The sequence below is a fragment of the Sphingobacterium sp. BIGb0165 genome, assembly GCF_024810095.1.
Lineage (GTDB): Bacteria > Bacteroidota > Bacteroidia > Sphingobacteriales > Sphingobacteriaceae > Sphingobacterium > Sphingobacterium detergens.
On sequence record NZ_JANUEB010000009.1, the window covers coordinates 211,067 to 237,697 of the forward strand.

A 26,631-nucleotide genomic window follows, 5' to 3' on the forward strand; every position below is an offset into this window, starting at 1 on the left:
CTCAGTAATCCTTTCTTTCGGGTGAACTAAAATACAAATTCGCCCACTAATATATTTCTTTCTTTGTCACGGTCAAGGTAAATTGTGGTGAGTTTACGTTCCTGTCTTCCTGAACTATAATAGGTGAAGATTTCAGCTAAGACAGCCGCAGGACCGGCCAGAGTCAAGGAGCTATCGTTATAGAAATCAGCTTCTATTTTATATTTCCCTTTCAATGCTTTTTTTAATAAGAATTGTTCTGGACCGTAACCTCCAGTAAAGTCATTGCTTAATCGACCTCCAATTGCTGTTGCGGGGTTGCTGTAGAAGCATTTTTCTCCATTTGGATCTGTGACCCAGAGATCAATATCGGTATTTTGGGAATTCCAGTTGATGACTACCCGTATGTCAACAGGTAGGTCAGCGACAAGTTTCTTTTCCACAGCAACTTTAGCTGTTGCACTTTTCTGGAGTTTGATGAGGTTGTTGATCTCCATCACGAGGATTTCCTCAATGCCATCGTCCCGATTGGCGGCCTCGGGTGAATAACTTTGTGTCAAAATGCCATAAAGTTGTTCTAGGGCTTCTTTGTACTGACCTTTATCCTGTAAAGCCAGGGCATAATCACGATGACTTTGCGGATCCATTGGACGCCATTTTAGTACTTTAGTGGTTATATATAATGCATTGTCAACATCACCCCATTCCCGGAGCTTGTAGGAAATGGTCTTGTAAAGATCTGCATTTTCAATTTGCAGGTCTGCCAACGCACTTAGGATAAGTAAAGCCTTTTGCCTATCTCCCTTTTTGAAAAAGAAGTTGGCAACATCGAAATAGAAGGTAGGTGTTCCCATATACTGATCCCGTAGCTGAAGATAGCTTTTGTAAGGATCTTTGGATTGATTGAGCTCCTTTAGGTAAGCATTGTCTTCCTTAATTTCGGGAATACTTATTTTGCCGGTTGTGCTGCCGAGGGTACTGGTGGGCTGTACTCCAGCAACGCGTCCCTCTAGTGCTTGAACAGCATTTACAGTGACGGATTCTTTAAGTACGTCGTTGGATGAGATATCCTCTAGTACCACTTCGCTGGCTGCTGCGTTCGCGACTCTTGAATTGGCTGCCGCATACACGCGCTCGTCACTAGCCCTTTCTGATGATCTGTATTCCACGGCCGGCGGTGTTGCTACTGGGCTTGCAGAGGGACGGGATGGCATGGGGGGAACAGCGATATTTACAGTGGGAGCGTCTTGGGCAATAGCTGTATCAGTAGACTGACCTGACCGATCTCGTTGTGGATATTTCGTTTTTTGCTGAAAGTCGGTATTCCACCAAGATTGAAGTAGCTCGGTAATATTCTGGGCCTGTGTCAATAAATCTGCTACGCGTTCTTCCTTTTCTATGCGTTCTTCTTTTTTGAGACGATTGAATTCGGGAAGCAGCTCCGCAGGCGGTGTAATTTCATAACGTATATAATCTTCCACATTTTCCAAAACAATTAAACTGGTGTTTCGTGTTACTATACCAAATTGTTTACCGATTGCTTCGATTTCCTCACGATGGTCTTCGTATTGGATGTCCAGTGCATTTATTTTCTTTTGTGCCCAGATCTGTTGCAGATCGATCTCTCCGTTGTCGGGTTTTAATGGAACTTTGATCTCTTTAATTATCCGTGTTCCATCACCGACTAAAAGTGTGATTTCTTTTGCCCCATTGTCTTTGCCAAGTCCCGACACAGAAAAATAGGATTGAACAGGTGAGCCTTTCTCCGGATAGATTTCTGTAAAAGCATATTGTTCTTTTACTCCCAAAAAGAGCAGGTCGATCGAATTTAACGTGTTATAGGCTTGAGTGATCGTTGTATTTGTCAAATTGACCATTTTCCCATAATGAGTCTGGGCAATTTGTTTGAGATTAGTATAGTCTGAGCTGGTTGAAGAGGTGATACAATAAGTAGGCTGATCAAGCACAATTTTGCCCTGGCCAAATGTAGAAAGTCCGTCACTGAAAAAGAGATAATTTGCGCCATGCAGTACTCCGCTCTTTACTTGGCTATAATCGGTTCCACCATCATAAACTGTTTGTTTCAGCTGATTTCTCAACTCTTCCCAGTTTCCCTGACTGATCTGAAATGTCCTTGCTTTGCTGAAACGAATATCTAAATAACCTAGATCCACTGATATATTCTGATTTTCATTGAAAAACTGATCCAGGAGGCTGAACTCTTTTTCCAGGTCTCTATTTTTAGAACTTAATGAACGATCCCAAATAATAGCGAGGCTGTTGCCCCATTTTTTTTGCGTCTGCTTTGGAATTTCCATTTTTGCATTGGCGAGAAAATAAAAACTGCCATCCTGGTTGAATTGTTTTAATCCTGAGACGGCGTTTTCGTTTAAAGGGAGTTTAATCGCGAGATTTTTTGAGGATTTGAACTGTTGCTTGTGTAATGTAGCAGCGTAGTTATGGTTTTGTTCAGAGAATGCCAAGGAACCATCAGGCTGCTCAGTAAAACTTGGCTTTTTATTGCCTTGATAAACGTTGATGTTCAGCTCGACGTTTTCAATAATGGAATTATAGTTCAAAGGCAGATAATAATATAATGCCTGATCGGATTCTGGTGTTAGGTTTTCGGAATAACTAATCTGGATCGTACGCCGTCCTTTTGAGGGTAGGGGATAGATTCGGCTTCGAAAATTGTTTCCTTCTATTTTTTCAAGTAATCCGGGGTCTACTCGCCGTGTTTCTATACTTTCAAAAACTTCGGTGCCTTTGTTTTTGTCCACTGGTACCGCCTGGCGTAGTTTTCCATTGATATCCAGGGCATAACCGCTAACGGAAACACCTTCAGGCATCGGGAAAGTAAGTTCCCCTTCGAGATCCCGATTTGTCGTGTTTTCGAAAGTCATGGTCATTGATGTTTTGGCAATATTTCCAAAAATACTGACAGCCACTTTTAGGTCGACGAGTTTTACTGCATCTACACGTTGCTCATTTTTTATTTTTAAGCTGGGTACCTCACGGCTGGGTTTTATTTGAGACTTTGTATCCACATTGGAAAATACCAAAAGGGTGAGGAGGGCTAATATTGTCTTTTTCATTTGAATAATTGTTTATCTGCTTGTTTCCATCAGAATTAGGGGCTGGTTTTTGACAATGGTCAATACTGTTCGTCCCCCAATTCCTTTGCCTATTTTTTCTTTGATGCAATGAAAAAGCGAATTCCATAAAGGCAACCTATTTTTATTTACCATTATGATTTGGTCGGTGGATGTAAGTTATTTAAACATTTGTTAATGATTGCCTAATATATGAGGTTTATGTTTGCGGGATAATAGAACAAATTATGAGAAAATTATACAGCGTATTGGGGATTGCTCTTTTGTGTGCTTCCTGCAGTAAGGACGATGTGTCAAAGATTATTGATCCAATTGTCAATTTAATTTATCCGGATAAGGCCGTTGCCACAGATCCAAAAGTATTGGGTACAGTTGGTGAGGTAAAGGTATATAATGGTGGATATGGATCTTCTATGGTTCAGGATCCGAATGATAAAACTGTATTTTATCTTTTGACGGATCGTGGGCCAAATATTGATGGTACAGAAAAAGATAGCAAAGTTTTTGCTAACCCCATGTTTACACCACAGATCGGTAAATTTCGATTAAAGGATAATGTGCTGGTTTTTGAATCAGCAATTGAATTAAAGAATAAAAATGGCGTAAAATTGAACGGCTTACCGAACCCTGAGGGTAAAGGTGGTTCTGGAGAGAAAGCTTTGGATACGAATGGAAAAGATTTGGGAAAAAGTGAAGACGGTATCGATTCAGAGGGATTGGCAAGAGGTACTGACGGCTCTTGGTGGGTAAGTGATGAGTATGGCCCACATATTGTTCACTTTGATGCTTCTGGAAAGGAGATTGAGCGGATTAATCCTTGGACAACAGGAAAGAAATTACCATTGGTATTTGCCAAGCGACGCCCAAATCGTGGAATGGAAGGTCTGACGATTACGCCAGATGGCAAGACCTTGGTCGGTATTATGCAATTTCCACTCTATAATCCTTCAAAAGATGCAGTGAAGAATTCTTTGATTATCCGTATTGTAACCATGGATATCGCAACAGGAAACACCAAGCAATACGCTTATATGATGGAACGTTCCGACTTACAGGCAGTAAGTGAGATTGCTGCGGTGTCTAATTCTACCTTTATTGTATTGGAGCGTGACGGGGAATACGCAACAGAGGCAACACGAGGCAAAGTGTTCAAAAAAATCTATCAAATAGATCTTGCGGAAGCAACAGATATTTCTGATCCTAATAATGGTGATAAGGGGAGATTGTTTGATGATAAGAGCGTCGAAGAACTAAAAGATGCCACTACTTTGGCTAAATATAATATTAAGCCTGTAACCAAAACCTTGGTTGCTGATTTAATGACCGATATCAAAGAATTATATCCGCACGACAAAGCAGAAGGTTTGGCCGTTATTAATTCGTCTTTAATTGCAGTATGTAATGATGATGATTTCGGCGTTACGGGAGAGGGGACTTATAAATCGAAGATGTTACCAGCGATAGGTGCCGTTGATAAGAATAGCATTTATTTTATTAAATTAAAGACTCCGTTAAAGTAGTTATCTATTTAAAATATATCAAAAACGCCTGTTGATAACTCATATCAGCAGGCGTTTTTGTATTGGGTTGAAAATCTAAAGTATCGATTGTTGCTTATTTGTTTCCTTTCTCATTAGGCAAAAGGATACATTAGATCTGCAATAGTTAGGCATTTTGGGCTGCTAAGAAATCTTTGCTTTCAAGTTCGGAATAACCCATAAGGTATTCATCTACTTTCCGTGCGCACTCCCGACCTTCAGAAATCGCCCAGACCACCAATGATTGCCCTTTACGACAGTCACCTGCGGTGAAGATATTTTCTACAGAGGTTTGATAATCTTTATCATTGGCTAGAATATTTCCTTTTTCGTCCACGCGCACACCGAGTTGTTCCAATAGTCTTTGCTCTGTATGTTTGTAGCCAATAGCCAATAAAACGAGATCAGCTGGGATTTCCCGAATTTCGGATTCACCCAATCTTGTACGACGTCCAAATTCGTCGACTTCGTATTGAACCTCTTTGATTTTGACCGCTGTGATATGACCATTTTCGTCATGAACGAACTCTTGTGTTTCCGTTGCCCAAAGTCGTTCACAGCCTTCTTCTTGCGAAGAGGAAGTGCCGAATGTCACTTTATCCATCGGCCAGGGATTGTTTTTTAGACGCTCTTTCGCAGGTGTTGGTTTACGGGCAATTTGGGTAATACTCTTAGCCCGGTGGCGATTGGAGGTACCAATGCAGTCCGAACCTGTATCACCGTCGCCAATAACGACCACATGTTTATTTGTTGCCAGAATACGCTCCTGATCAATATCTATACCACTAACTTCTTGGTTCTGCTGTTTCAAGAAATCCATAGCAAAGTGTATTCCTTTGGCTTCATGACCGGGTAGTTGCATATGCCAAGGTACGGTAGATCCAGTCGCCAATACTACTGCATCATAAGCTTTCAATTCGTAGAAGCTTATGTCTTTCCCGACCTCTGTATTTACTTTAAATTCAATTCCTGACTCTTTCATTAAATTAACCCGGCGGTCGATAACGGACTTCTCCAGTTTGAAATCCGGAATACCATAACGGAGCAAACCACCGATCTGATCATCGCGTTCAAATACAATGACATCGTGACCGGCTTTATTCAGTTGTGCTGCAGCAGCAAGTCCAGCGGGACCGGAACCGACAACAGCAACACGCTTGCCTGTTTTTAAATAGCTCTTATGGGCTTTAACATAGCCCTTTTTGAATGCTATCTCAATGATATGTTTTTCAATTTCTTCGATTGTGATCGGAGTGCTATGGATTCCAAGCACACAAGCAGATTCGCAGGGTGCTGGACATATTCTACCCGTAAATTCTGGAAAGTTATTGGTTGAGGTCAGGATCTGATAAGCCTCTTCCCATTTTCCATCATATACAGCATCATTGAATTCAGGAATAACATTGCCCAGTGGACAGCCTGAATGACAAAACGGAATACCGCAATCCATACAACGTGCAGCCTGCTTATTTAGCTCATTCTCAGAATATCCTTTATTAAATTCTTTGAAGTGCTGTACACGGCCTTCAACAGCTTCTTTTGTTGGAAGCACGCGCCCAAATTCTTTAAAACCTGTAATTTTTCCCATGATCTGTGCTTCCTATTTTATGCTTCAACTAATTTTTGACGAATGACATTTTTGTATTCCCTAGGGAACACTTTTATGAATTTATTTTTCTCCCGGGCCCAATTCTGTAAGATGAAATCTGCTCTACGGCTATTGGTCAACAATACATGGCGTTTCAATAAAGCTATGATCGCTGTTTCATCTTCACTTTCCAGTGGATCCAAATCGACCATCTCTAGGTTGCAGTTTTCGCGGAAGTCATCGTTGATATCGTAAATCCAAGCGATACCACCGCTCATCCCGGCCGCAAAATTGCGTCCTGTTGCACCAAGGATCAGTGCTCGACCACCTGTCATATATTCACAACCGTGATCACCTACACCCTCGACGACAGCAGTAGCCCCTGAGTTACGAACGGCAAAACGTTCACCTGCTTGTCCATTGACGAATAGGTGTCCCGATGTAGCCCCGAATAATGCCACATTACCAATGATGATGTTATCTTCAGGTACAAGGGCACTTTCTGTTACTGGATAAATAGCTAATTGTGCACCTGATAAGCCCTTACCAACGTAGTCATTGGCTTCTCCCTGCAATTCGAAGGAAAGTCCTTTTGTTGAAAATGCACCAAAACTCTGACCTGCGGATCCCTCAAATTTGAAATTGATGGTGTTATCAGGTAATCCTTCAGATCCGTATAATTTGGAGATCTCATTGGATAGCATTGTTCCGATAGTACGGTCGGTATTTTTTACTTTGAAAGTTCCAAAGACCGGTGTCTTGCTATCTAACGCTAGTTTGGATTGTTTCAATAATCCCCAATCTAAAATCATGGCCATGCCGTGATCTTGCTCCTCCGTATTGTATAATGATTGTCCCGGTTCATTGCGTTCAACATGAAGGATATCGGTAAAGTCGATTTTCTTTGCTTTCCAATGGTCGATATTTTCACGTTTTTTCAGGAACTGCGCGCGACCTACCATCTCGTTGATGGTGCGGAAACCAAGGTACGCCATGGTCTCACGTACTTCTTCCGCAAGGAAGGTGAATAGGTTGACGATATCTTCGGGTTTCCCAGAGAAAAGTTTGCGTAATTCGGGATCTTGTGTAGCGACACCGACGGGACATGTATTTAAGTGACATTTGCGCATCATAATACAGCCACCAGCGACCAGTGCAGCTGTGGATACCCCCCATTCTTCGGCACCTAATAGTGTTGCGATAACGATATCTCGACCTGTTTTTACCTGACCATCGGCCTGTAAAACGACACGACTACGCAACTTATTTTTTACAAGAGTCTGATGTGCTTCGGCAAGCCCAAGCTCCCAAGGTAGTCCGGCGTGTTTGATCGAACTGATCGGAGATGCACCTGTTCCGCCATCAAAACCTGCGATGAGGATAACGTCAGCATGTGCTTTAGCAACACCTGCGGCAATCGTTCCTACACCAGCTTTAGATACCAATTTTACGTTGATCCTAGCTTGGCGGTTGGCATTCTTCAAATCGAAGATCAATTGTGCCAAATCTTCGATGGAGTAGATGTCATGATGTGGTGGTGGAGAAATCAGACCAACACCAGGTGTAGAGTGTCTGGTTTTCGCAATCCAGGCATCTACCTTAGGTCCTGGTAATTGACCACCTTCACCCGGTTTAGCACCCTGTGCCATTTTGATCTGTAGCTCGTCCGCTTGTGTCAAGTAATTGGATGTTACTCCAAAACGTGCAGAAGCGACTTGTTTGATTGCCGAACGCATGGAATCACCATTTGGAAGTGGTTGATAACGCAATTCATCTTCTCCTCCTTCACCGGTGTTTGATTTTGCACCGATGCGGTTCATCGCAATGGCAAGGGTACTATGCGCTTCATGGGAGATAGAACCAAAGGACATCGCGCCAGTTGCAAAACGTTTTAAGATCTCACTTGCTGGTTCGACTTGCTCCAATGGAATGGAATTGCGGTGTTTGGCAAAATCCAATAGCCCACGAAGGGTAAACATATGTTCTTTCTGTTCGTTAATCTTAGTTGCGTATTTTTTATAGGTGGCATAGTCTCCGGTCCGGCAAGCTTGTTGCAATAAGTGAATGGTATCCGGATTCCACAGGTGACCTTCGCCACGACGTTTCCATTGATAGATACCACCTTCCGGTAAGAGATTTTGTGGTGTACGGCTTTTTTCAAATCCACGCCAATGTTTAGATAAGGCTTCCTTGGCAAGATCATCCAGTGTCATACCACCGATACGGGATACTGCACCGCAGAAGAATTTATCAACAACAGATTTGTCGATACCAAGTACCTCAAAGATCTGTGCCCCGTGATAAGATTGTAATGTTGAAATCCCCATTTTGGAGAAAATTTTCAGCAAGCCATTGTTAACTGCTTTTACGTAGTTTTTGGATAGCTCGGGCCAAGTAAGTTCGGTATCCAAAGTGTTTTGTTCCTTCATGGTACGGATACTTGCCAGTGCCATATATGGGTTGATTGCAGTAGCACCGAATGCCAATAGGCAGGCAAAGTGGTGTACTTCCCAAGCATCGCCAGCTTCGACGACTAGACCGACAGCACCACGGTTACCGGTTTTGATCAGGTGGTGGTGGACTGCTGATACAGCAAGCAAAGAAGGGATTGCAGCGTGTTTGGAATCTATGGCACGATCCGAAAGTATCAATACCTGAAAACCATCACGTACAGCATCATCGGCATATCTGCATAGACGTTCTAAACCTGCTTCCAGTGAACCTGCCTTTCCGTCTGAACGGAAATAGGACTGAATAGTTTTTGCCTGAAATAATCCGGTATCAATAGAACGCAATTTTTCAAGTTCTTTGGATGTAAGGATAGGATGAGGCAAGGTCACGCAGTGACAGAATTTTTTGTCCTCGATTAGGATATTTCCAGCATTACCAATAAAAGTTGCCAAGCTCATAACCAAACGTTCTCGGATCGGATCGATCGGAGGGTTAGTTACCTGCGCAAAAAATTGCTTAAAGTAGCTTGAGATATGTTGTGGTTGATCAGAGAGGATAGCCAGAGGAACATCCGAACCCATTGACCCTGTTGGTTCGTATCCTGTTAATGCCATTGGCGTCAGAATTGTTTCGAGGTCTTCTCTTGAGAAACCAAATGTCTTTTGATATTTGAAAACGGATTCTTTGGAAAGATAGGTATAGGTGACACGAGGTTCTTCCAGTTCTTCTAACTTGATTTTATAGTTGTCCAACCAATCACTATAAGGTTGTTGGTTGATCAATTGATCTTTTACTTCATCGTCCGTCAAGATGCGACCTTGTTCCATGTCGACGAGAAATATCTTGCCTGCCTGTTGACGGCCTTTTTTAATAATGGTCGATTCTTCGATCGGAAGTGCGCCTGCTTCGGAAGCAACGACAACACGGTCATCCGAGGTTACTGCATAACGTAATGGGCGTAAACCGTTGCGGTCTAGTGTTGCCCCGATATGTTTACCATCTGTAAAACATAGTGCTGCAGGTCCATCCCAGGGTTCCATTAAGGTTGCGTGGTACTCGTAGAATGCACGTTTCAACGGATCCATTTGGGTATTGCCATCCCATGCTTCGGGTACTAACATCAACATGACGTGTGTCAGGCTACGTCCACTGTGTAAAAGGAGTTCGGCAACATTGTCAAGGCAGGCTGAATCCGACTGACCTCGATCAACGATAGGAAGCAGAATTTCCATCTCGTCTTCAGTGAAATAAGGTGACGAAAGGGCACGCATTCCAGCGTAAAACCAATTGAGGTTACCTGTTAGGGTATTGATTTCACCATTATGAGCCAACATGCGGAATGGTTGCGCTAGTGACCAGGATGGAAAAGTATTGGTCGAGAAGCGTGAGTGTACCAATCCAAATGCGGATACCACGCGAGGATCGCGTAAATCCAGGTAATAGGTGCCGACTTGATATGTTGTTAATTGACCTTTGTAAATGATAGTTTTGCAAGAAAGCGATGCAAAGTAAAGCGGGAGAGGGTATTCTTGTTGTTGTTTAACTTTTTGAATGATCAGGCGACGTAGCACAAAAAGTTTGCGTTCAAATTCTTCAGTGTTTGAAACTCCGTCCGGTCTACTAACAAAAAACTGGACGATTTCAGGTTCTGCACTGAGTGCTGTTGGTCCAATACCTTCACGATTGACTGGTACTGGACGATAGCCAAGGAATTTCATACCCCTTTCGACTGCCGCTTCCTCAATCAAGTCCCGACATATTTTGTTCATGCCTTCTTCTTTCGGAAGAAATACCATTCCTGTTCCATAATACCCTGGTTCCTCTAACTGTATTCCTAAGCTGATACATTCTTCCCATAAAAATTCGTGTGGCAGTTGAATCATGATACCAGCTCCGTCTCCACTTTCGGGATCACAACCACAAGCACCACGATGCTCCATGTTCTCCAACATGGTCAAGGCGTCTTTTACTTGTGCGTGTGATTTATTCCCTTTGATATGGGCGACAAAGCCTACTCCACAGGCGTCATGCTCAAAATTAGGGTCGTAAAGGCCCTCCGTTTTCGGTCTTTGTTGAATCATCTTTCCTTTTCAAATATTATACATTGCTAATATAGGAATAAAAATGAATAAAATTATAAATATTCTAATAAAAATGCACTTGTTTTGATTTTATCATTTCTTTTTATCTGTTTTATTACTGATATCATATTTGTTGTTTTAGGATGTAAACCTCATCTTTCATTTCTTAATAATGCATCATTTGGCGATAAATTTTTGCTGGATATGGAAAAAGCATCGTGAGATTGCAATAATATGTATAAATTAGGCAAAGTATTGCACGTTGTTTGTGCTGCACTAAAATGACTTAATTTACCAATGATAAGATGAAAATAACCGAAATAGAGATTTATAGGCTAAGCATCCCTATGGAGCCATTTGTTATTGCGACTGGAACCATGGATTATGCGCAAAATACCTTTATACGCATACATACCGATACGACTATTTACGGGGTCGGTGAATGTTCTGCCTTTCCTATGATTGTGGGAGAAACACAGGATACCTGTCTGGTTTTAGCGCGTGATTTTGCCAAGATCTGGAAAGGAAAAGATCCACTGGCCATCGATGCACGATTGGCTGAGCTAGATTTGTATATCGCAGGAAATCGAACCATCAAATCTGCTTTTGATATTGCATTGCATGACTTAGCAGCAAAACATGCGGGTATTCCACTGTATCAGTTTTTGCGTGGAGCTAAACGCGAGATAACAACGGATATGACTCTGGGTATAGCCTCTCCAGAGGAGATGGCAATAAAAGCTAAGCGTCTGCAGGAAAGGGGAGCTGTAATGTTGAAAGTAAAATTGGGCAAGGATCCAAAAACAGATGTGACTCGTATCCGTGAAATACGTAAAGCGGTAGGATTTGAAATGCCTATTCGGATAGATGCAAACCAAGGTTGGTCTTATGAAGACGCGGTAGAAGCCTTACAGGGGTTAGAACCGTTTAAAATTCAATTTTGTGAGCAGCCAATGCGGACCTGGAATGATGAATTGTTGCCGCAATTGCGCACAGAGACGATCGTTCCAATTATGGCTGATGAGTCGGTTTATTCGCATCATGATGCGGAACGACTTTGTAAAGCAGATGCTTGTGATTACATCAATATCAAGTTTTCGAAATCAGGTGGGATTCAAGAAGCCTTGAAAATCAATAAAGTTGCATCGGAGTATGGTATTAACTGTATGATTGGTGGGATGCTGGAGTCTCGCTTAGCACTAGCTGCCAAAGTTCATTTCGCCTATGCGGCTCCTAATGTCAAGTTTTTTGATTTAGATACCTGCATGGTTGGCCATCTGGAGGATCCTGTGGTTGGGGGCATACAATATAACGGATACAAAATCCATATTTCGGATGAACCGGGTATCGGTGCGGATATAGACCAAGCATTTTTGGATCGCTGTGAGAAATGGGTGATTTAACTTTTATACAGAAGGTATGAATAGTATGAACTGGGGAGTAGGTGGCCAAGAGGTTGTCGTCCTTATTGTTATTATCCTTTTTTTAGTGGCTGCATATTTCTTCTTTTCAAGACTACTGAAGAAGTAGAAATTGTCTGTTTTTTTACATTTGTTAAAAAATAAGCAGTTAATAGCTGTTTTGGTGGGAGAGGGAACCTGAAATAGATAATATTCAGTACCTTTGCCGTACTTATTATTTTATAAAAGTTAGAAAATATTATGAGTACTCAAAAAGGACCTATTTCTCAATTTATTGAGCATAATTACCGTCACTTTAACGCAGCGGCATTAGTAGATGCTGCAAAAGGTTACGAGGAACATCTTTTGGATGGTGGAAAAATGTTGATCTCTCTTGGAGGTGCAATGTCTACTGCTGAATTGGGTGTTTCTTTGGCAGAAATGATCCGTCAAGATAAAGTACACTTTATTTCTTGTACTGGGGCTAATTTGGAAGAGGATGTGATGAACCTAGTTGCTCACTCACATTACAAAAGAATCCCAAATTATAGAGATTTGACAGCGGAACAAGAAAGAGAATTATTGGATAATCACTATAACCGTGTAACAGATACTTGTATTCCAGAAGAAGAGGCTTTCCGTCGCTTGCAGAAGCATCTTGAAGATGTATGGCATGCCGCAGAAGCGAAAGGTGAGCGTTACTTACCACATGAATTCTTATATCAAGTAGTTAATTCTGGTATATTGGAACAATATTATGAAATTGATCCAAAAGACTCTTGGATTGTTGCTGCTGCTGAGAAAAATTTGCCGATTGTATGTCCGGGATGGGAAGACTCAACTACAGGTAATATCTTCGCATCAAATGTGATCAAAGGTAAATTGAAAGCGAGCACCGTTAAATCAGGTATTGAGTACATGATTTATTTGACAGAATGGTACCGTAACAATTCCGCTGGAAAAGGCGTAGGTTTCTTCCAGATTGCAGGTGGTATTTCCGGTGATTTCCCAATCTGTGTAGTGCCGATGATGTATCAAGATTTGGAGTGGGAAGAAGTACCTTTCTGGGCTTATTTCTGTCAAATTTCTGATTCAACTACTTCTTATGGTTCTTACTCTGGAGCAGTTCCAAATGAAAAAATCACTTGGGGTAAATTGGATATCGATACGCCTAAATTTGTTGTAGAATCTGATGCTACAATCGTAGCACCTTTGATTTTCTCTTATATCTTAGGGCATTAATCTTTTCGATATACGAAAGGGAGTGAGGAACGAAGAATTTGTCTCTGGCAATTTCTTTATTCTTTACTCCCTTTTTCTTTTACTCTTTTCTTGTTTATCTTTACTTTCTACTATTTCCTTTTCGAACAATGAGCAATTTAACAACAGATAATCCTGTCGCCTTACAAGCCTTGATGGATGAGACGATTTTTGCCAATGGCTTTGATTTTCAATCAGAGCTGGAAGCTGTATCTAAAGCAAAGGATACGGAATATGTCGCTGTTGGAATTCCTGCTACTGATCACCTTGCTAAGCCGTCTTCAACAAGCGAAACCACGGGATCAGGTTATATTGGCAATGAAGAAGGTAATAATGCCCTTGAAGTATTAGGTGGAGAATTTGTTTATCAGGGTAGCAAAGATCAGGGAATACTTTTTATCCTGCGCTATGCACAATATCCTTATTTCTCTCCAGCAGCACTCGAGGCATTTGAAAAAACGATTGGCGCCCTAAAATTAACGAAGGAAACTGTTGCGGTGGTTAACTTGGCCAATACCCATAATCCGAACGATTTTAAACAGATTATGCAATTTTTTCAACCGACGAAGATTATTCTATTAGGTGTGGAGCCTGCATCGTTGAAACTTCCATCGATCGAACATAATTCCTATATGAAGGGGCGCATAGCAACTGTGTTCAATACCTTCAGCTTTGAAGAAATGTTTGCCGATGTCAATAAAAAGAAACTGTTCTGGAACGAGTTTAAAACATTTATTGTTTCTTAACTTTTAAAAACGATTTGTCCCCTCATAATGATTACCATCTTTTAAATAAGAATTTCTACTTTTGGCAATATAAATTTGAAGAAGATGCTAGAACTTGTGTTTGCAACAAATAATGCCCATAAATTGGAAGAGGTCCAAGCAATAGTGGGAGACACTTTTGTTATTAAAAGTTTGAACGATATCGATTGTCAGGATGATATCCCGGAAACTGGAGTAACATTTGAAGAAAATGCACAGCAAAAAACGGATTATTTGGTAAACAAATATGGACTTTATTGTTTTGGTGATGACTCGGGTCTCGAAATTGATGCATTAAATGGCGAGCCTGGAGTTTATTCGGCACGTTACTCGGGCTCAAGGGATATGGAAAAGAATATTGATCTCGTCTTGGAAAGACTGGGGGACACCCCCAACCGAACAGCCCGATTTAAAACCGTCATTTCGCTCTATTTGAATGAACGGCAGCATTTTTTTGAAGGAAGTATAGAAGGACAGATCATTAAAGAACGCAGAGGAATAGAAGGGTTTGGTTACGATCCGATTTTTATTCCAAATGGGTATGATACAACTTTTGCTGAGATGAGCGCAGATGAAAAAAATGCGATCAGCCATCGTGCGATTGCTGTTGGGAAACTTGCCGATTATCTAAAAACGAGATAATACTAAGGTGTGGTTTTAGTCGATTAACTTTGTTGTTGACGTTAAAAGCAAGCGGGGCAAAATTTTATTTTGCCCCGCTTGCTTTTATCTTGTATACGGACTATTTTACTTTTTTCTTGTTGGACGTTTGAGTACTATCTTGTGCTGGTCGTGCTGATGGTTTTAGATTCGTTGAATCCTGTTTAACAGTTTTTTTATCGACCGCGGGAGCAATATCCTTTTTTACTGGAGCTTTAGCTGTTGTTGCTTCGGGCTTGGCTGTTTTAGCATTACCATTTGTCTTGTCTGTAATAACGTCTACGCCAGATTTAGTATCGCTGGTCATTTTTTGAGAGGTTCCTTTGTCCTCTTTTGGCTTGGATTTCATTTTTCCATTGTCCTCAGTTTCCTTTTCTGTTGGAGCTGTAAAAGAAGACTTGGAAAGATCACGTTTCCTATTTAATAGATCATCTTTGGATTTAGGACGGTCCTCAGGACGCCATGTAAAGTTTGGTAAAAATTCTTTATCTGCTGTAACTTCTGCAATCGGATAGACTTTTCCATCGACTTTTCGGATAGAAACATATTCTTGAAGTTTATTGTTTTCCATCAGAATTTTAAAACGGCTGCTTCGGTCATGAACGAGTTCTGTTGTTACATTGGTTTTCTCATCGATGTTATAGAAGATATTTTCAGCATTCCCATCAACAAAGAGGCGCTCCATACGGTTATTTGTAAAGAAACTGGTGATTTTTCGTCCTTTAATCTGATTGAACTTTAATGAATCACTGGTTGCATTGACCATAAATGCATTTCCAACCAATAGGGAGTTGTCCAGCTTCTGATTTTTCACCTGTAGGAATATCGTATCGCCCGATATCTGCGAATTCTCAGCCCACATCATCGGTTTTCCCATTAACCTAAACATCGAATCTTGCATGCCATAATACATCGAATCGGCAACGGCTTGTAAGTCGGATTTAAATAGTCGCGCATTATAGTAGGCTTTTAGAATCCTTGTTTTAGCCGTATCCTGGGATAGGGAATCTCTTTTTCCTTCTTGTGCATTTTTTAGTGCTGCGCCCATAATCTTATCTGATTCCCCGCCTTTAGGAATGATTGCTTTTTTACGTAAGACACTATCGGCTTTCAGGTTTTTCTCAATTTCGATGCGATTTTGATCCCCCACTATTACCGGTTGTTTTTTTGGAATATTCTGCCTATTGGTTGTAACCGTATCCGGTAATTTTTTACCCACCTTGTCAAGGACTGGTTTCTTGATTTCCTTTTTGTGCAAGCTATCTACGCCTTTCTTAAGACTATCTGCTGCTTGTTGTAGGGTATTGGTTGAATCTACATCCGCAGAAATGGAATCTTTATCGCCATAATCGACCTCATTGTCTTCTTCGATGGCTCCCCCTTCACGGTTTAATTTAAAATCTCGGGCAATATAATCTCGACGGAAGATCATTTGGGAGAATAGGGTATCAGCAGTCATAAAGACAGAGTCCATTTCGGCGTTTCCCTTTAAATTCTCATCCTTGCCGATGACATTTTTATTTTCCGTTACGCTCTTTTTAGAATCATTATTAGCAACAATTTCAGTTTTATTGTTTTTTCCCTTGTCCTTCTGCTCTTCTTTTCCAGCTTTTTTTAATTCCTTAGCTTCTTTTTTTAGCTCTTTTTCGGACTTTTGCTGTACAGGCGAGAAGGATGAGACAGAATCTTTTTTGGTGGAATCTTTCTTCACCACCGAAACAACCAGAGGTTTATCGGTCATGGTGATGGATTCGTTTTTTCCATTATAGAGTCCATATCCACCATAAGCATAGAATTTATCCAGCGTATCTACAAAGACAACGTTTTTCACGGCTTTACCGATGCCAACTTGTCTGTCATAGAAAAGGCTGTCCCCCTTAAGGAATTTCGTGCCTTCTGTATATAGGTTGTTTTTTGAAAAATAAGCCTGACCAGTTGCCATATGATAACGGCCTTTTTCAGTATATAGATTTTCGCCCTTGTTCCCTTTCATATTCGTAGGACCGTAGAAATCCGTTATACGGGTGTTGCCATTGTATTTCATGGAGTCTGTATAGACTTTAACATTGGTTGATCGGACAACAACTTTTTGATTAAAATAGGATTCGCCAGTATTTTCGAAATAAGTTGCGCGTTGACTGGTGATGGTGTCACTTCCGGAGAGAATACGTCCACCGCTATAATAGTTCCCAATTTTACTACGCATGTTATACACCAGATGGTCGGTGGTCAATATTGATCCACTGGTACTGACCATACGGACAGCTCCAGTCAATGTGGCTAACTGCATGGCCGCTTCATAATGCAGTTTATTGGAAAATATCTGTGTGCCATCAGGTTGGGTGATGATTACATTTCCATAGGCTTCAAAGAATTGACGCCCCAGTTTATCATTATGTAAATACCCACTGTCAGACGATAGCGTCGAACCAACATGCTCATAAACCGGACGGTAGAAAACAACGTTACCGTTTTTTCCAGTAATAATATGCGACGAAGAAAGTAACTTTAGTTCGTCCTGTTTCTGCGCTTGGACCGTCAAGGCAGTTAAAATTAATACAATAAGGGTAAAAATGTATTGTCTCACAAGGGCAAAAATATGGATTTTAATTGCTACTTTATTGGATTTCACAAATTTTAAGATGTGAATTTATCATTCGGACAAAATATACCGTAACTTTGTTATATGAATGTGCTGGAAAGATTAAAGGGATATATTGAAAAGGAGCATTTAATGATGCCTCATGACAAAATATTGCTTACAGTAAGTGGTGGGAAAGATTCGATGTTGATGGCACATTTATTCGCAAAAGCGGGCTTTAGAATCGCTATTGCACACTGTAACTTTCAGTTGCGTGGAGAGGATTCTGAACTGGATGAAGCCTTGGTTAGAAAGCTTGCTTCTGATAATGGAATTCCAATATTTGTCAATCAATTTGATACCAAGACCTATGCCAAGGAAAATCAAATTTCTATCCAGATGGCTGCACGTGAACTCCGTTATACCTGGTTTGAGCAGCTTCGGGAGGAACTTCAGTTTGACCGAATTGCTGTGGCTCAACACCTCAATGATCACATTGAAACCGTACTGTTAAATCTTTCACGCGGAACTGGACTACAAGGTCTTCAGGGAATTTTACCCTTAAGAGATCGTATCATTCGACCGCTTTTATTTCTCAAAGCAAGTGAAATTGAATATTATGTTCAGGAATATGCCATTGCTTATCGGGATGATCAATCTAACTTTTCGACAAAGTATGCTCGTAATAAGATACGAATAGATATTATTCCTCATTTCAAAAAACTACAACCTGATTTTGAGCAAATTTTTGAACAGAATATTACACACTTTAAGGAATCATATCTCTTGTTACAACAATTTGTCGAACCCCTGCGTAACAAACTTTTTCAGACAACGGGCGATGGTTGGGTAGTACGTAAGGAAGACCTGGAAGAATATTTGAATAATTTACCTTTATTATACGAACTGTTCTCTGGTTTTAATTTTTCAAAAGCAGTGTTAAGTGATTTGCAACAGGCTTGGGCCAAGGAATCAGGTCGTATTTTTCAATCGGATTGTTACAATATGCTTTTGGATAGAAATGAACTTTTTATTAGAGAAAAGGAATTTATATCTTCCGATGAGGCAATAATTACCTCAGAAACATCAACTGTGGAGTGGAAGCAGTATTGTTTCCATACCGGGGTATCTTCTGAGCTTACCATCACCAACAATAAAGAGATAGCAAAACTCGATTACGATCTGCTTGTCTTTCCCTTAACGATTCGTTCGTGGAAGATCGGAGATAGTTTTTATCCTTTGGGCATGGAAGGTCGGAAAAAACTGAGCGATTTTTTCATCAATAAAAAAATCAGCTTATTCGAAAAGGAAAATATTCCCATTGTAGTAAACGGTAATGGCGATATCCTTTGGCTAGCCAATTATCGTATGGATAATCGTTATAAGATTACCAGCAATACAAAAAAAGTCCTTACTTTAGTCTGTAAATGTGATTAAGGCTTAAGTCTACTATCTCAATACTAATAAAAGAAATGAAAGAAGGTGTACTCTATTCGGAAAATCAATATTTAGGACGTGACCGTGTTTGGATAAGCGTGCGTTTGGTACTTGTACTATTCTGCTTTACGGCATTTTATCTAAACTTGGATCATTTGATCTCCAGTCAATTGTTTTTCATTGTCGGAGTTGGGATTATTATTACATCTATTGTGATGATGTATATGGTCTTGTTTCGCATTGAGGTATTTCAGGACCATATCTTGATCAGCGGTCTTTGGTCGACGCGCGTTGTTAAAATTGATCTGGCCTCCATCTCGAAGGTTGAAAAGGCTCCTTATAGTACATTCTTTTTTAATAATCCTGTTTATAATCTACATACCAAAGGGAAGATTAAGTTTTTTGCGGGTGGAAAAAATGCTGTATATCTAACAGATAAAGATGGACTAACTTATGTGTTGGGAACCCAACGGCATGAAGAGCTATACCGCACGATCATGGAGACAAAAGGGAAATTGGGAAAGTCTTAAAATTTGTTAATATTTCTTATCTGACAATTTAAAGACAACAGTTTATCGAGTTATTGGTTAAATTTGAGAAAATAGCAACGAATTAACTATGGCATTTTTAAAATTTATACTTATTACAGTCGCTGTTTACTTTGTAGTAAGATTTTTATTTAAATTATTTTTACCGTTTGCAATGCGTAAAGCAGCTGAAAAGCTGATGAAAAAAGCGCAGGAACAGGGGGGAGCATATAGCAGTCAGGGACAGGGTGGTACTTTCTATTACGAATTTACTGGTCAAGGACAGCAAGAAAGTAAAAGATCCCAACCAGAGGGTAAAATTCAGGTTGACTATATTCCACCGAAGGAAACTCCGGAGCGTAAGGGGACAGAAACAGCTGGTGAGTTTGTCGATTTTGAGGAAATAAAATAATTTTTAGCAGTCCAAATAGCGTATCTTTGTGGCTATGTGGCTCAAGCAACTTTCTGTTCTAAATTTCAAGAATTACTCGGAATCTTCATTGGAATTTCTCCCTGAAGTAAATGCTTTTACAGGGAATAATGGTGTTGGTAAAACCAATCTATTGGATGCAATCCACTACTTATCACTTTGTAAAAGCTATTTTAATCCTATTGATTCGCAACATATCAAATCAGGTAATGATTGGTTTATGGTGCAGGGAGAATTTGATAAGGAATCAAATAGTGATGTTATTTCCTGTAGCCTAAAAAAGAATCAAAAAAAACAGTTTAAAAAAAATAAAAAAGATTATCCTCGATTGGCTGATCATATTGGGCTTTTCCCTTTGGTCATGATATCTCCCAATGATAGCGTCATCGTCACAGATGGTAGCGAGGAACGCCGAAAGTTTGTGGATAATGTGATTTCGCAAACTGACAATAAATACCTAGATACCTTAATTATCTACAACAAGTTTCTGATCCAACGAAATAGCGTGCTGAAGCAAGCCCGTCAGACCAATGTCTTGGATCTAGGCTTAATCGAAATTCTTAACTTTCAACTGGAGGAAGTCGGCAATATTATATTTGAAAAGCGAAGATCATTTATGGCAGAGTTCCAACCTGAATTTGATCGACATTATCAATTCTTGACCGAAGATGCTGAATCTGTCCAACTACAGTATGAATCTCCGCTGATGTTAGATTCTTTCTTGAATATTCTGGAGAAAAACCTTGAGCGCGATCGTATTCTGGAACGCACCAGTCAGGGAATTCATAAGGATGATCTGATATTTACCATTCATGGTGGAATGCCACTAAAAAAGTTTGGTTCCCAGGGCCAACAAAAATCATTTCTCATTGCTTTGAAACTTGCTCAATATTCTTATCTACAACAGAAAAAAGGATTCAAACCCTTGTTGCTCTTGGATGATATTTTTGATAAGCTCGACGATCGTCGTACCCATAAATTAATGCAGATGGTTTCTGAGGATGGTTTTGGGCAAATTTTTCTAACTGACACAGATTCGAAAAGAATTCAACGAATCTTTGACGAAATCAACCGCCCTGTTCGTATATTTGGTATCGAAGGAGGACAAGTGAATGTATAAGAAGCAACCAACGAAAAAGAGCCTAGAATTTATTCGGTCAAGCGATGATATGACCATTAAGCAGGGGGTAGAACGTCTCCTTGAAGCTTATAAACTGCGTCGAAAATTTGATGAGACCTCAATCGCTTCGGTATGGCCTCAATTGATTGGTAAAGCAATTGCCAACCGTACGCAACAGCTTTATGTGAGAGACAAAAAGTTGTTTGTGCGTGTGGAGTCTGCCGTCATTAAAAACGAACTGGCATTAATGCGTCGGCAAATCCTCGGAAGGGTAAACGAGTATGTAGGACACGTCATCATCGAAGAAGTCGTGATCTTGTAGTTTGCTTTCGTAGTTATGTTTAATCAATTGTTTGAAAACCTATTTCCTCTTCCCAAAGCCACTCAAGAAAAATTGTTCGCAAGTTTCGAACGAATTGAACTCAAAAGAGGAGATTATCTGATCAAAGAAGGGGACTATTCTTCCAATTTATTTGTTATCGAATCAGGACTGATTCGCCAATATGCATGGAGTAAAAACGGGGAATTTACACAGTGGATAGGTACAGCTAATCACTTCGTCACAGAGCTGTCTTCTTTTATTTTTGATACCCCTTCTAAATGGAATTTTCAATGTATTAGTGATTGTCATTTGTTCCGTTTGTCAAAATCAGATTACCAAAAGATGGAGTCTGAGGTTATTGAATGGAATAAATTTGAAAAGACATTTTTAGCAAAATGTTTTGGAGCGATGGAGCAACGAATTTCAGATTTTATTTGTTTGACAGCGGAAGAACGCTATCAACAGTATTTTGAGCAACATAAATTCCTATTCCATCAAGTACCACTTCAATATATTGCCTCAGTCTTGGGTATGAGCCCCGAAACACTCAGTCGTATCCGCGCAAAAATGAGTTCTTGATAAAAGTCAAGAGCTGTCTCCATTTCTTATCCTAGTTTTGTTTTATCTCCAATAGTAAGTGAGGGCCTTTGGGCTTTGAATTGGGCTAAGGCTTCTGTGTAATAAGGTGTTCAATTTGAAAACGCTTTGTGAACACTTGTTTTCTGGAGCAATTTTCAATTCAATGAATCCATCATGGGGTAAGCATGTGGACTTCATTTGGAGGGATATAAATTATTAAAATAATGAAAAAGATTGAGACAAGTATCGCGATTAAAGCGACAGTAGAGCAGGTATGGCAAGTGTTGACAGATTTCAAAACTTATCCAGTGTGGAGTCCAACTATAAAAAGCTTTGGACAGGAGCCTGCATTGGGAAAGCGTTGTGCAGTTAGGTTGGAACAACCTGATGGTTTTAAAATCAAGATGAATCCACGCTTTTTGAGCATCGACTCTAACCGCGAGCTGCGTTGGAGAGGTGAATTATTTGTTCCGGGAATCTTTGATGGTGAGCATTATTTTATATTGGAACAGATGGAAGAGGGGCAGGTTCGACTCATTCAAGGTGAGCTGTTTTCTGGTTTATTAATCCCATTCTTCGGAAAGTTATTGTTGACAACGAAGCAGGGGTTTGAACTTTTCAATGCAGCATTGAAGCAACGTGTGGAGTTGGGTTGTTAACTTTCAACATTGTTATGTGAATTTGGATCTGTTATACACATCGTATTTCGATGCCGAAGAGCTTTTAAGCTTGTTATGAACATTTTTATGTTGATAACCCCTTGGTTTTACACATTTATCGTTAGTTTTTAGATTTGCTTATTTATCTTATTAACATTTAACTGTTGATAAGCATGGGGTTATACACATTTTGCATCAACGATCATATATGTACGTTACACTTATTAACATTTTAGGTGTTAATAAGTGGTTGTTTTTGTGGAAAAGTGAGCGTTAAAGTATCGAAAAGTAAATCTTATGCACAAAGTACCAACAATCTGATCTGGGTTGATCTTTGGTGATTTGTTAAGATGTTTGTTGAAATGTTAAATAGTCCTGCGCTATTTGGAGAATACTAAATATTATAAGTATTGTTCCAGATCACCTTTTCCTTCACGAATAACATCAAAGGTTCCCTCTGTCAGGTCTACTACTGTTGAAGCGACATTGTCCCCGTAGCCTCCGTCAATAACGGCGTCTACCAGATCTTGATATTTCTCATAGATCAATTCGGGGTCCGTGGAGTATTCGATAATTTCGTCTTCATCGTGGATGGAAGTTGTCACAATCGGATTGCCTAATTGTTTCACAATTTCCCGAACGATGTTATTGTCTGGCACACGAATACCTACAGTCTTCTTCTTCGAACTTAATAATTTGGGAACTTTGGTGGTAGCATTAAAGATAAATGTAAAAGGGCCGGGTAATGCCTTCTTAAGGACACGAAAGACGGCAGTGTCGAAAGATTTGGTGTATTGTGAAATATCAGTCAGGTCGTAACAGATGAAAGAGAGATTGGCTTTATCGGGTTTTAAACCTCTAATCTCACACACACGTTCAATTGCCTTTTGTTGGGTAATATCACAGCCTATACCATAAACGGTATCTGTAGGGTAAATGATTACACCGCCACGCCTAAGGATATCAACGGCTTGTGCGATGGCTTTTGGATTGGGATTATCGTTATATATTTTGATAAGCATATCTAGTCTGGTAAAATTTATAATAGCGTTGGGGGATTTAGTTTTTTAATCTGGTCACGTTCGAGCACGAAGCGGATGATGTCAAAGCTTCAAAACTATCCTTCCGATACGTATATATTTAAAAGAACAACAGCCAAAATATTTTGTTTTGGCTGTTGTTCTTTATATTAAAATTCTGCGTTTTTCGGTGTGCGTGGGAATGGTATTACGTCGCGGATATTTGTCATTCCGGTTGTGAATAATACCAGGCGCTCAAAGCCTACACCAAATCCTGAATGTGGCACGGAACCAAAGCGGCGTGTATCCAAGAACCATTCCATTTCTTCTGCTGGTATACCTACTTCGGCCATACGTGCTAATAGACGGTCAAGATTTTCCTCACGTTGCGAACCGCCGACCATTTCACCGATACCTGGGAAAAGAATATCCATGGCACGAACAGTATTGCGACCCTGGGCATCAGGCTCATTCTGCTTCATGTAGAAAGATTTGATCTCCCTTGGGTAATCAGTTAGGATAACAGGTTTTTTGAAGTGTTTTTCCACCAAATAACGTTCATGTTCAGATTGCAGGTCAGCTCCCCAGTCATCAATTAGATACTTGAATTGTTTCTTCTGGTTTGGCTTACTACGTTTTAGTATTTCAACAGCGTCAGTATAAGTTACACGTTCGAAATTATTCTCTAAAACAAAGTTTAGTTTTTCAACCAAATTTAATTCAGAACGTTCTGCTGCTGGTTTTGATTTCTCTTCTTCTAACAAACGGCTTTTCAAAAATTCGATTTCCTCAGGACAAGTTTCCAAAGCGTATTTAATCACGTATTTCAGCAAAGCTTCTGCTAAATCCATATTGTCTTCCAATTCATAGAAAGCCATTTCCGGTTCTATCATCCAGAATTCAGCCAAGTGACGTGTTGTATTTGAATTTTCGGCTCTAAAGGTTGGCCCAAAAGTATAGATATTACCAAAAGCCATTGCTCCGAGTTCACCTTCCAATTGACCAGATACGGTAAGATTCGTCGATTTTCCGAAGAAATCTTCCTTGAAATCAATTTCGCCATTTTCTTTACGTGGCGGGTTGGTCAAATTTAAGGTAGTCACCTGAAACATTTCACCGGCACCTTCTGCATCAGAACCTGTGATAATCGGTGTGTGCATGTACACAAAATCATTTTCTTGGAAAAATTTATGTACAGCGAAAGCTAAGGCATTACGAACTTTGAATACAGCATTGAATGTGCCTGTACGAAAACGTAAGTGAGCAATTTCACGTAGAAATTCTAAGCTGTGTTTTTTCGGTTGTAAAGGGTATTTTTCAGGATCTGAATCCCCTATAATGCTTACTTCAGTAGCTTTAACTTCTACTTTTTGTCCTTTACCTAGCGATTCTATCAATTGGCCTTTTACACGAACTGCAGCTCCGGTAGTGATACGCTTTAGGATATCTTCAGGTGTATTTTCAAAATCGACTACTGCTTGAATATTATTGATTGACGAACCGTCATTAATTGCTATAAATTGATTGTTACGGAAAGTTCTTACCCAACCTTTAACAACGACCTCTTTGCCGAATTCTGTGGCATTCAATAGTTCCTTTATTCTTGTGTGTTCCATCTTAATTTTTGGAGAATGACTTGTAAAAGATGCTTTGTCAAAAAAGCAATACAAAAATAAGCTATTCTATTGGTTTATTGGGTATAAATGTTGATTTAATTCGCTGAATGAAGGATCAATAAGCTTCTAAACTTAATTTTTCCCGGTCACTATTCGCGTCAAACTGAGTGAAAAATAGCTGCCTTGGGGGCAAAAAAAAGCGGAACAACTGAGTTGTCCCGCTTTTAAGCTTTATGATGATTGAAGGAATTAACCTTTCAACACTTTAGTTACTAATTCAGCAGCTTCTTTCAATAAGATTGCAGAATAAACTTGTAAGCCTGATTCATCGATTAATTTTTTCGCTTCTTCAGCATTTGTACCTTGAAGACGTACGATGATAGGAACAGGAATATTACCAATTTCACTGTAAGCATCAATGACACCTTGCGCTACACGGTCACAACGAACGATACCACCGAAGATGTTGATCAAAATTGCTTTTACATTAGGGTCTTTCAAAATGATATTGAAACCAGCTTTTACAGTTTCAGCATTTGCAGTACCACCAACATCTAAGAAGTTTGCAGGTTCACCACCAGCTAATTTGATGATATCCATTGTTGCCATTGCAAGACCAGCACCGTTTACCATACAACCTACGTTACCGTCAAGTTTAACATAGTTAAGGTTTGATTCACCAGCTTCAACTTCCGTTGGATCTTCTTCTGTTACATCGCGCATAGCTGCGTAATCAGGGTGACGGTACAATGCGTTCTCGTCAAGATTTACTTTGGCATCAACTGCTAAGATCTTGTCATCAGAAGTTTTTAATACCGGATTGATCTCGAACATAGAAGAGTCAGTAGAATCGTATGCTTTGTAAAGTGCAGCAACGAATTTTACCATTTCTTTGTGTGCAGCACCAGAAAGACCTAGATTAAAAGCAATTTTACGTGCTTGGAATCCTTGTAAGCCTACTTTTGGATCGATTTCTTCTTTGAAAATCAAGTGCGGTGTTTTTTCTGCAACTTCTTCAATGTCCATACCACCTTCTGTAGAGTACATAACAATGTTACGTCCTGTAGCACGGTCTAATAATACAGACATGTAGAATTCTTTTGTTTCGCTTTCACCTGGATAGTAAACGTCTTGAGCAACCAAAACTTTGTTTACTTTTTTACCTTCAGGTCCAGTTTGAGGCGTTACTAATTGCATACCAATGATGTCAGTTGCTTTTTGTTTGACTTCATCTAAGTTCTTAGCTAACTTGACACCACCACCTTTACCACGGCCACCAGCGTGAATTTGAGCTTTGACAACAACCCAGTCGGAATTGTAGTCTTCTTTCATCTTTTTAGCCGCTTCCACAGCTTGCTCTGGAGTATCTGCTACGATACCTTCCTGTACGCGCACACCAAAGCTCTTTAGTATTTGTTTTCCTTGATATTCGTGAATGTTCATTTGCAAAAATATTTGGCGTAAAAATATGTTTTTTTGGGGGATAAGACAAGGGATAAATTGCTCT

At 40.0% G+C, this 26,631-nt stretch carries 19 protein-coding genes; 12 read left to right on the forward strand and 7 right to left on the reverse strand.

The features are described from left to right. Positions 1-26 precede the first annotated feature (26 nt). The gene (locus M2408_RS20865) at positions 27-3,074 is read right to left on the reverse strand and encodes a VIT domain-containing protein (protein WP_259186374.1); all 3,048 of its coding nucleotides are present in this window, start codon (positions 3,072-3,074) and stop codon (positions 27-29) included. Between the two features lie 245 nt (positions 3,075-3,319). On the opposite strand from M2408_RS20865, the gene M2408_RS20870 reads away from it, so the two are divergent. Then, the gene (locus M2408_RS20870) at positions 3,320-4,612 is read left to right on the forward strand and encodes an esterase-like activity of phytase family protein (protein WP_259186375.1); all 1,293 of its coding nucleotides are present in this window, start codon (positions 3,320-3,322) and stop codon (positions 4,610-4,612) included. A gap of 145 nt (positions 4,613-4,757) precedes the next feature. Here the strand turns inward: M2408_RS20870 and M2408_RS20875 are convergent, their stop codons facing one another. Next, complete coding sequence (locus M2408_RS20875) at positions 4,758-6,218, reverse strand: glutamate synthase subunit beta (RefSeq protein WP_259186376.1); 1,461 nt, start codon at positions 6,216-6,218, stop codon at positions 4,758-4,760. 17 nt (positions 6,219-6,235) lie between these two features. Continuing rightward, positions 6,236-10,750: a glutamate synthase large subunit gene (gene gltB / locus M2408_RS20880; protein ID WP_120261517.1), complete on the reverse strand. Its 4,515-nt coding sequence runs from the start codon at positions 10,748-10,750 to the stop codon at positions 6,236-6,238. Between the two features lie 305 nt (positions 10,751-11,055). Here gltB and M2408_RS20885 point away from each other — a divergent pair, with 305 nt between their 5' ends. From M2408_RS20885 to M2408_RS20900, 4 genes are all read left to right on the forward strand, one after another. Next, positions 11,056-12,153 (forward strand): mandelate racemase/muconate lactonizing enzyme family protein, encoded by a 1,098-nt coding sequence (locus tag M2408_RS20885; protein WP_259186378.1) that lies wholly within the window; start codon positions 11,056-11,058, stop codon positions 12,151-12,153. A gap of 258 nt (positions 12,154-12,411) precedes the next feature. Beyond that, positions 12,412-13,392, forward strand: a complete 981-nt coding sequence (locus tag M2408_RS20890; protein ID WP_259186380.1) for a deoxyhypusine synthase family protein — start codon at positions 12,412-12,414, stop codon at positions 13,390-13,392. Positions 13,393-13,520: 128 nt separating this feature from the next. Then, positions 13,521-14,156 (forward strand): hypothetical protein, encoded by a 636-nt coding sequence (locus M2408_RS20895; RefSeq protein WP_259186382.1) that lies wholly within the window; start codon positions 13,521-13,523, stop codon positions 14,154-14,156. An 84-nt stretch (positions 14,157-14,240) separates the two neighbouring features. Continuing rightward, positions 14,241-14,816, forward strand: coding sequence for a non-canonical purine NTP diphosphatase (locus M2408_RS20900; protein ID WP_259186384.1), 576 nt, complete (start codon positions 14,241-14,243; stop codon positions 14,814-14,816). Between the two features lie 100 nt (positions 14,817-14,916). On the opposite strand, the gene M2408_RS20905 is transcribed toward M2408_RS20900, so the two are convergent. Then, complete coding sequence (locus M2408_RS20905) at positions 14,917-17,421, reverse strand: OstA-like protein (protein WP_259186385.1); 2,505 nt, start codon at positions 17,419-17,421, stop codon at positions 14,917-14,919. Between the two features lie 99 nt (positions 17,422-17,520). On the opposite strand from M2408_RS20905, the gene tilS reads away from it, so the two are divergent. The 7 genes from tilS to M2408_RS20940 all read left to right on the forward strand — a co-directional run bounded on the left by tilS (position 17,521) and on the right by M2408_RS20940 (position 22,489). Continuing rightward, positions 17,521-18,852, forward strand: a complete 1,332-nt coding sequence (gene tilS / locus M2408_RS20910) for a tRNA lysidine(34) synthetase TilS (protein ID WP_259186386.1) — start codon at positions 17,521-17,523, stop codon at positions 18,850-18,852. A gap of 35 nt (positions 18,853-18,887) precedes the next feature. Then, positions 18,888-19,382, forward strand: a complete 495-nt coding sequence (locus tag M2408_RS20915) for a hypothetical protein (protein WP_120261524.1) — start codon at positions 18,888-18,890, stop codon at positions 19,380-19,382. A gap of 88 nt (positions 19,383-19,470) precedes the next feature. Then, positions 19,471-19,791 (forward strand): DUF4834 family protein, encoded by a 321-nt coding sequence (locus tag M2408_RS20920; protein WP_259186387.1) that lies wholly within the window; start codon positions 19,471-19,473, stop codon positions 19,789-19,791. 34 nt (positions 19,792-19,825) lie between these two features. After that, positions 19,826-20,929: a DNA replication/repair protein RecF gene (recF, locus tag M2408_RS20925; RefSeq protein ID WP_259186388.1), complete on the forward strand. Its 1,104-nt coding sequence runs from the start codon at positions 19,826-19,828 to the stop codon at positions 20,927-20,929. Further along, complete coding sequence (locus tag M2408_RS20930) at positions 20,922-21,251, forward strand: DUF721 domain-containing protein (RefSeq protein WP_077437878.1); 330 nt, start codon at positions 20,922-20,924, stop codon at positions 21,249-21,251. Before recF ends, M2408_RS20930 begins: the two co-directional genes overlap by 8 nt. Before the next feature lie 15 nt (positions 21,252-21,266). Then, the gene (locus M2408_RS20935) at positions 21,267-21,830 is read left to right on the forward strand and encodes a Crp/Fnr family transcriptional regulator (RefSeq protein ID WP_259186390.1); all 564 of its coding nucleotides are present in this window, start codon (positions 21,267-21,269) and stop codon (positions 21,828-21,830) included. A 224-nt stretch (positions 21,831-22,054) separates the two neighbouring features. Continuing rightward, positions 22,055-22,489 (forward strand): SRPBCC domain-containing protein, encoded by a 435-nt coding sequence (locus tag M2408_RS20940; RefSeq protein ID WP_259186391.1) that lies wholly within the window; start codon positions 22,055-22,057, stop codon positions 22,487-22,489. 401 nt (positions 22,490-22,890) lie between these two features. Here the strand turns inward: M2408_RS20940 and M2408_RS20945 are convergent, their stop codons facing one another. The 3 genes from M2408_RS20945 to sucC all read right to left on the reverse strand — a co-directional run bounded on the left by M2408_RS20945 (position 22,891) and on the right by sucC (position 26,567). Beyond that, positions 22,891-23,511: an L-threonylcarbamoyladenylate synthase gene (locus M2408_RS20945; protein WP_223583873.1), complete on the reverse strand. Its 621-nt coding sequence runs from the start codon at positions 23,509-23,511 to the stop codon at positions 22,891-22,893. A 167-nt stretch (positions 23,512-23,678) separates the two neighbouring features. Then, positions 23,679-25,124, reverse strand: coding sequence for an asparagine--tRNA ligase (gene asnS / locus M2408_RS20950; RefSeq protein WP_259186392.1), 1,446 nt, complete (start codon positions 25,122-25,124; stop codon positions 23,679-23,681). Positions 25,125-25,373: 249 nt separating this feature from the next. Continuing rightward, positions 25,374-26,567: an ADP-forming succinate--CoA ligase subunit beta gene (gene sucC, locus M2408_RS20955; protein ID WP_120261531.1), complete on the reverse strand. Its 1,194-nt coding sequence runs from the start codon at positions 26,565-26,567 to the stop codon at positions 25,374-25,376. Positions 26,568-26,631: the final 64 nt, after the last annotated feature.

Coding starts and splice junctions, on each gene's coding strand:
- M2408_RS20865 (WP_259186374.1), bottom strand. CDS start 3,074: ATGAAAAAGACAATATTAGCCCTCCTCACCCTTTTGGTATTTTCCAAT.
- M2408_RS20870 (WP_259186375.1), top strand. CDS start 3,320: ATGAGAAAATTATACAGCGTATTGGGGATTGCTCTTTTGTGTGCTTCC.
- M2408_RS20875 (WP_259186376.1), bottom strand. CDS start 6,218: ATGGGAAAAATTACAGGTTTTAAAGAATTTGGGCGCGTGCTTCCAACA.
- gltB (WP_120261517.1), bottom strand. CDS start 10,750: ATGATTCAACAAAGACCGAAAACGGAGGGCCTTTACGACCCTAATTTT.
- M2408_RS20885 (WP_259186378.1), top strand. CDS start 11,056: ATGAAAATAACCGAAATAGAGATTTATAGGCTAAGCATCCCTATGGAG.
- M2408_RS20890 (WP_259186380.1), top strand. CDS start 12,412: ATGAGTACTCAAAAAGGACCTATTTCTCAATTTATTGAGCATAATTAC.
- M2408_RS20895 (WP_259186382.1), top strand. CDS start 13,521: ATGAGCAATTTAACAACAGATAATCCTGTCGCCTTACAAGCCTTGATG.
- M2408_RS20900 (WP_259186384.1), top strand. CDS start 14,241: ATGCTAGAACTTGTGTTTGCAACAAATAATGCCCATAAATTGGAAGAG.
- tilS (WP_259186386.1), top strand. CDS start 17,521: ATGAATGTGCTGGAAAGATTAAAGGGATATATTGAAAAGGAGCATTTA.
- M2408_RS20915 (WP_120261524.1), top strand. CDS start 18,888: ATGAAAGAAGGTGTACTCTATTCGGAAAATCAATATTTAGGACGTGAC.
- M2408_RS20920 (WP_259186387.1), top strand. CDS start 19,471: ATGGCATTTTTAAAATTTATACTTATTACAGTCGCTGTTTACTTTGTA.
- recF (WP_259186388.1), top strand. CDS start 19,826: ATGTGGCTCAAGCAACTTTCTGTTCTAAATTTCAAGAATTACTCGGAA.
- M2408_RS20930 (WP_077437878.1), top strand. CDS start 20,922: ATGTATAAGAAGCAACCAACGAAAAAGAGCCTAGAATTTATTCGGTCA.
- M2408_RS20935 (WP_259186390.1), top strand. CDS start 21,267: ATGTTTAATCAATTGTTTGAAAACCTATTTCCTCTTCCCAAAGCCACT.
- M2408_RS20940 (WP_259186391.1), top strand. CDS start 22,055: ATGAAAAAGATTGAGACAAGTATCGCGATTAAAGCGACAGTAGAGCAG.
- M2408_RS20945 (WP_223583873.1), bottom strand. CDS start 23,511: ATGCTTATCAAAATATATAACGATAATCCCAATCCAAAAGCCATCGCA.
- asnS (WP_259186392.1), bottom strand. CDS start 25,124: ATGGAACACACAAGAATAAAGGAACTATTGAATGCCACAGAATTCGGC.
- sucC (WP_120261531.1), bottom strand. CDS start 26,567: ATGAACATTCACGAATATCAAGGAAAACAAATACTAAAGAGCTTTGGT.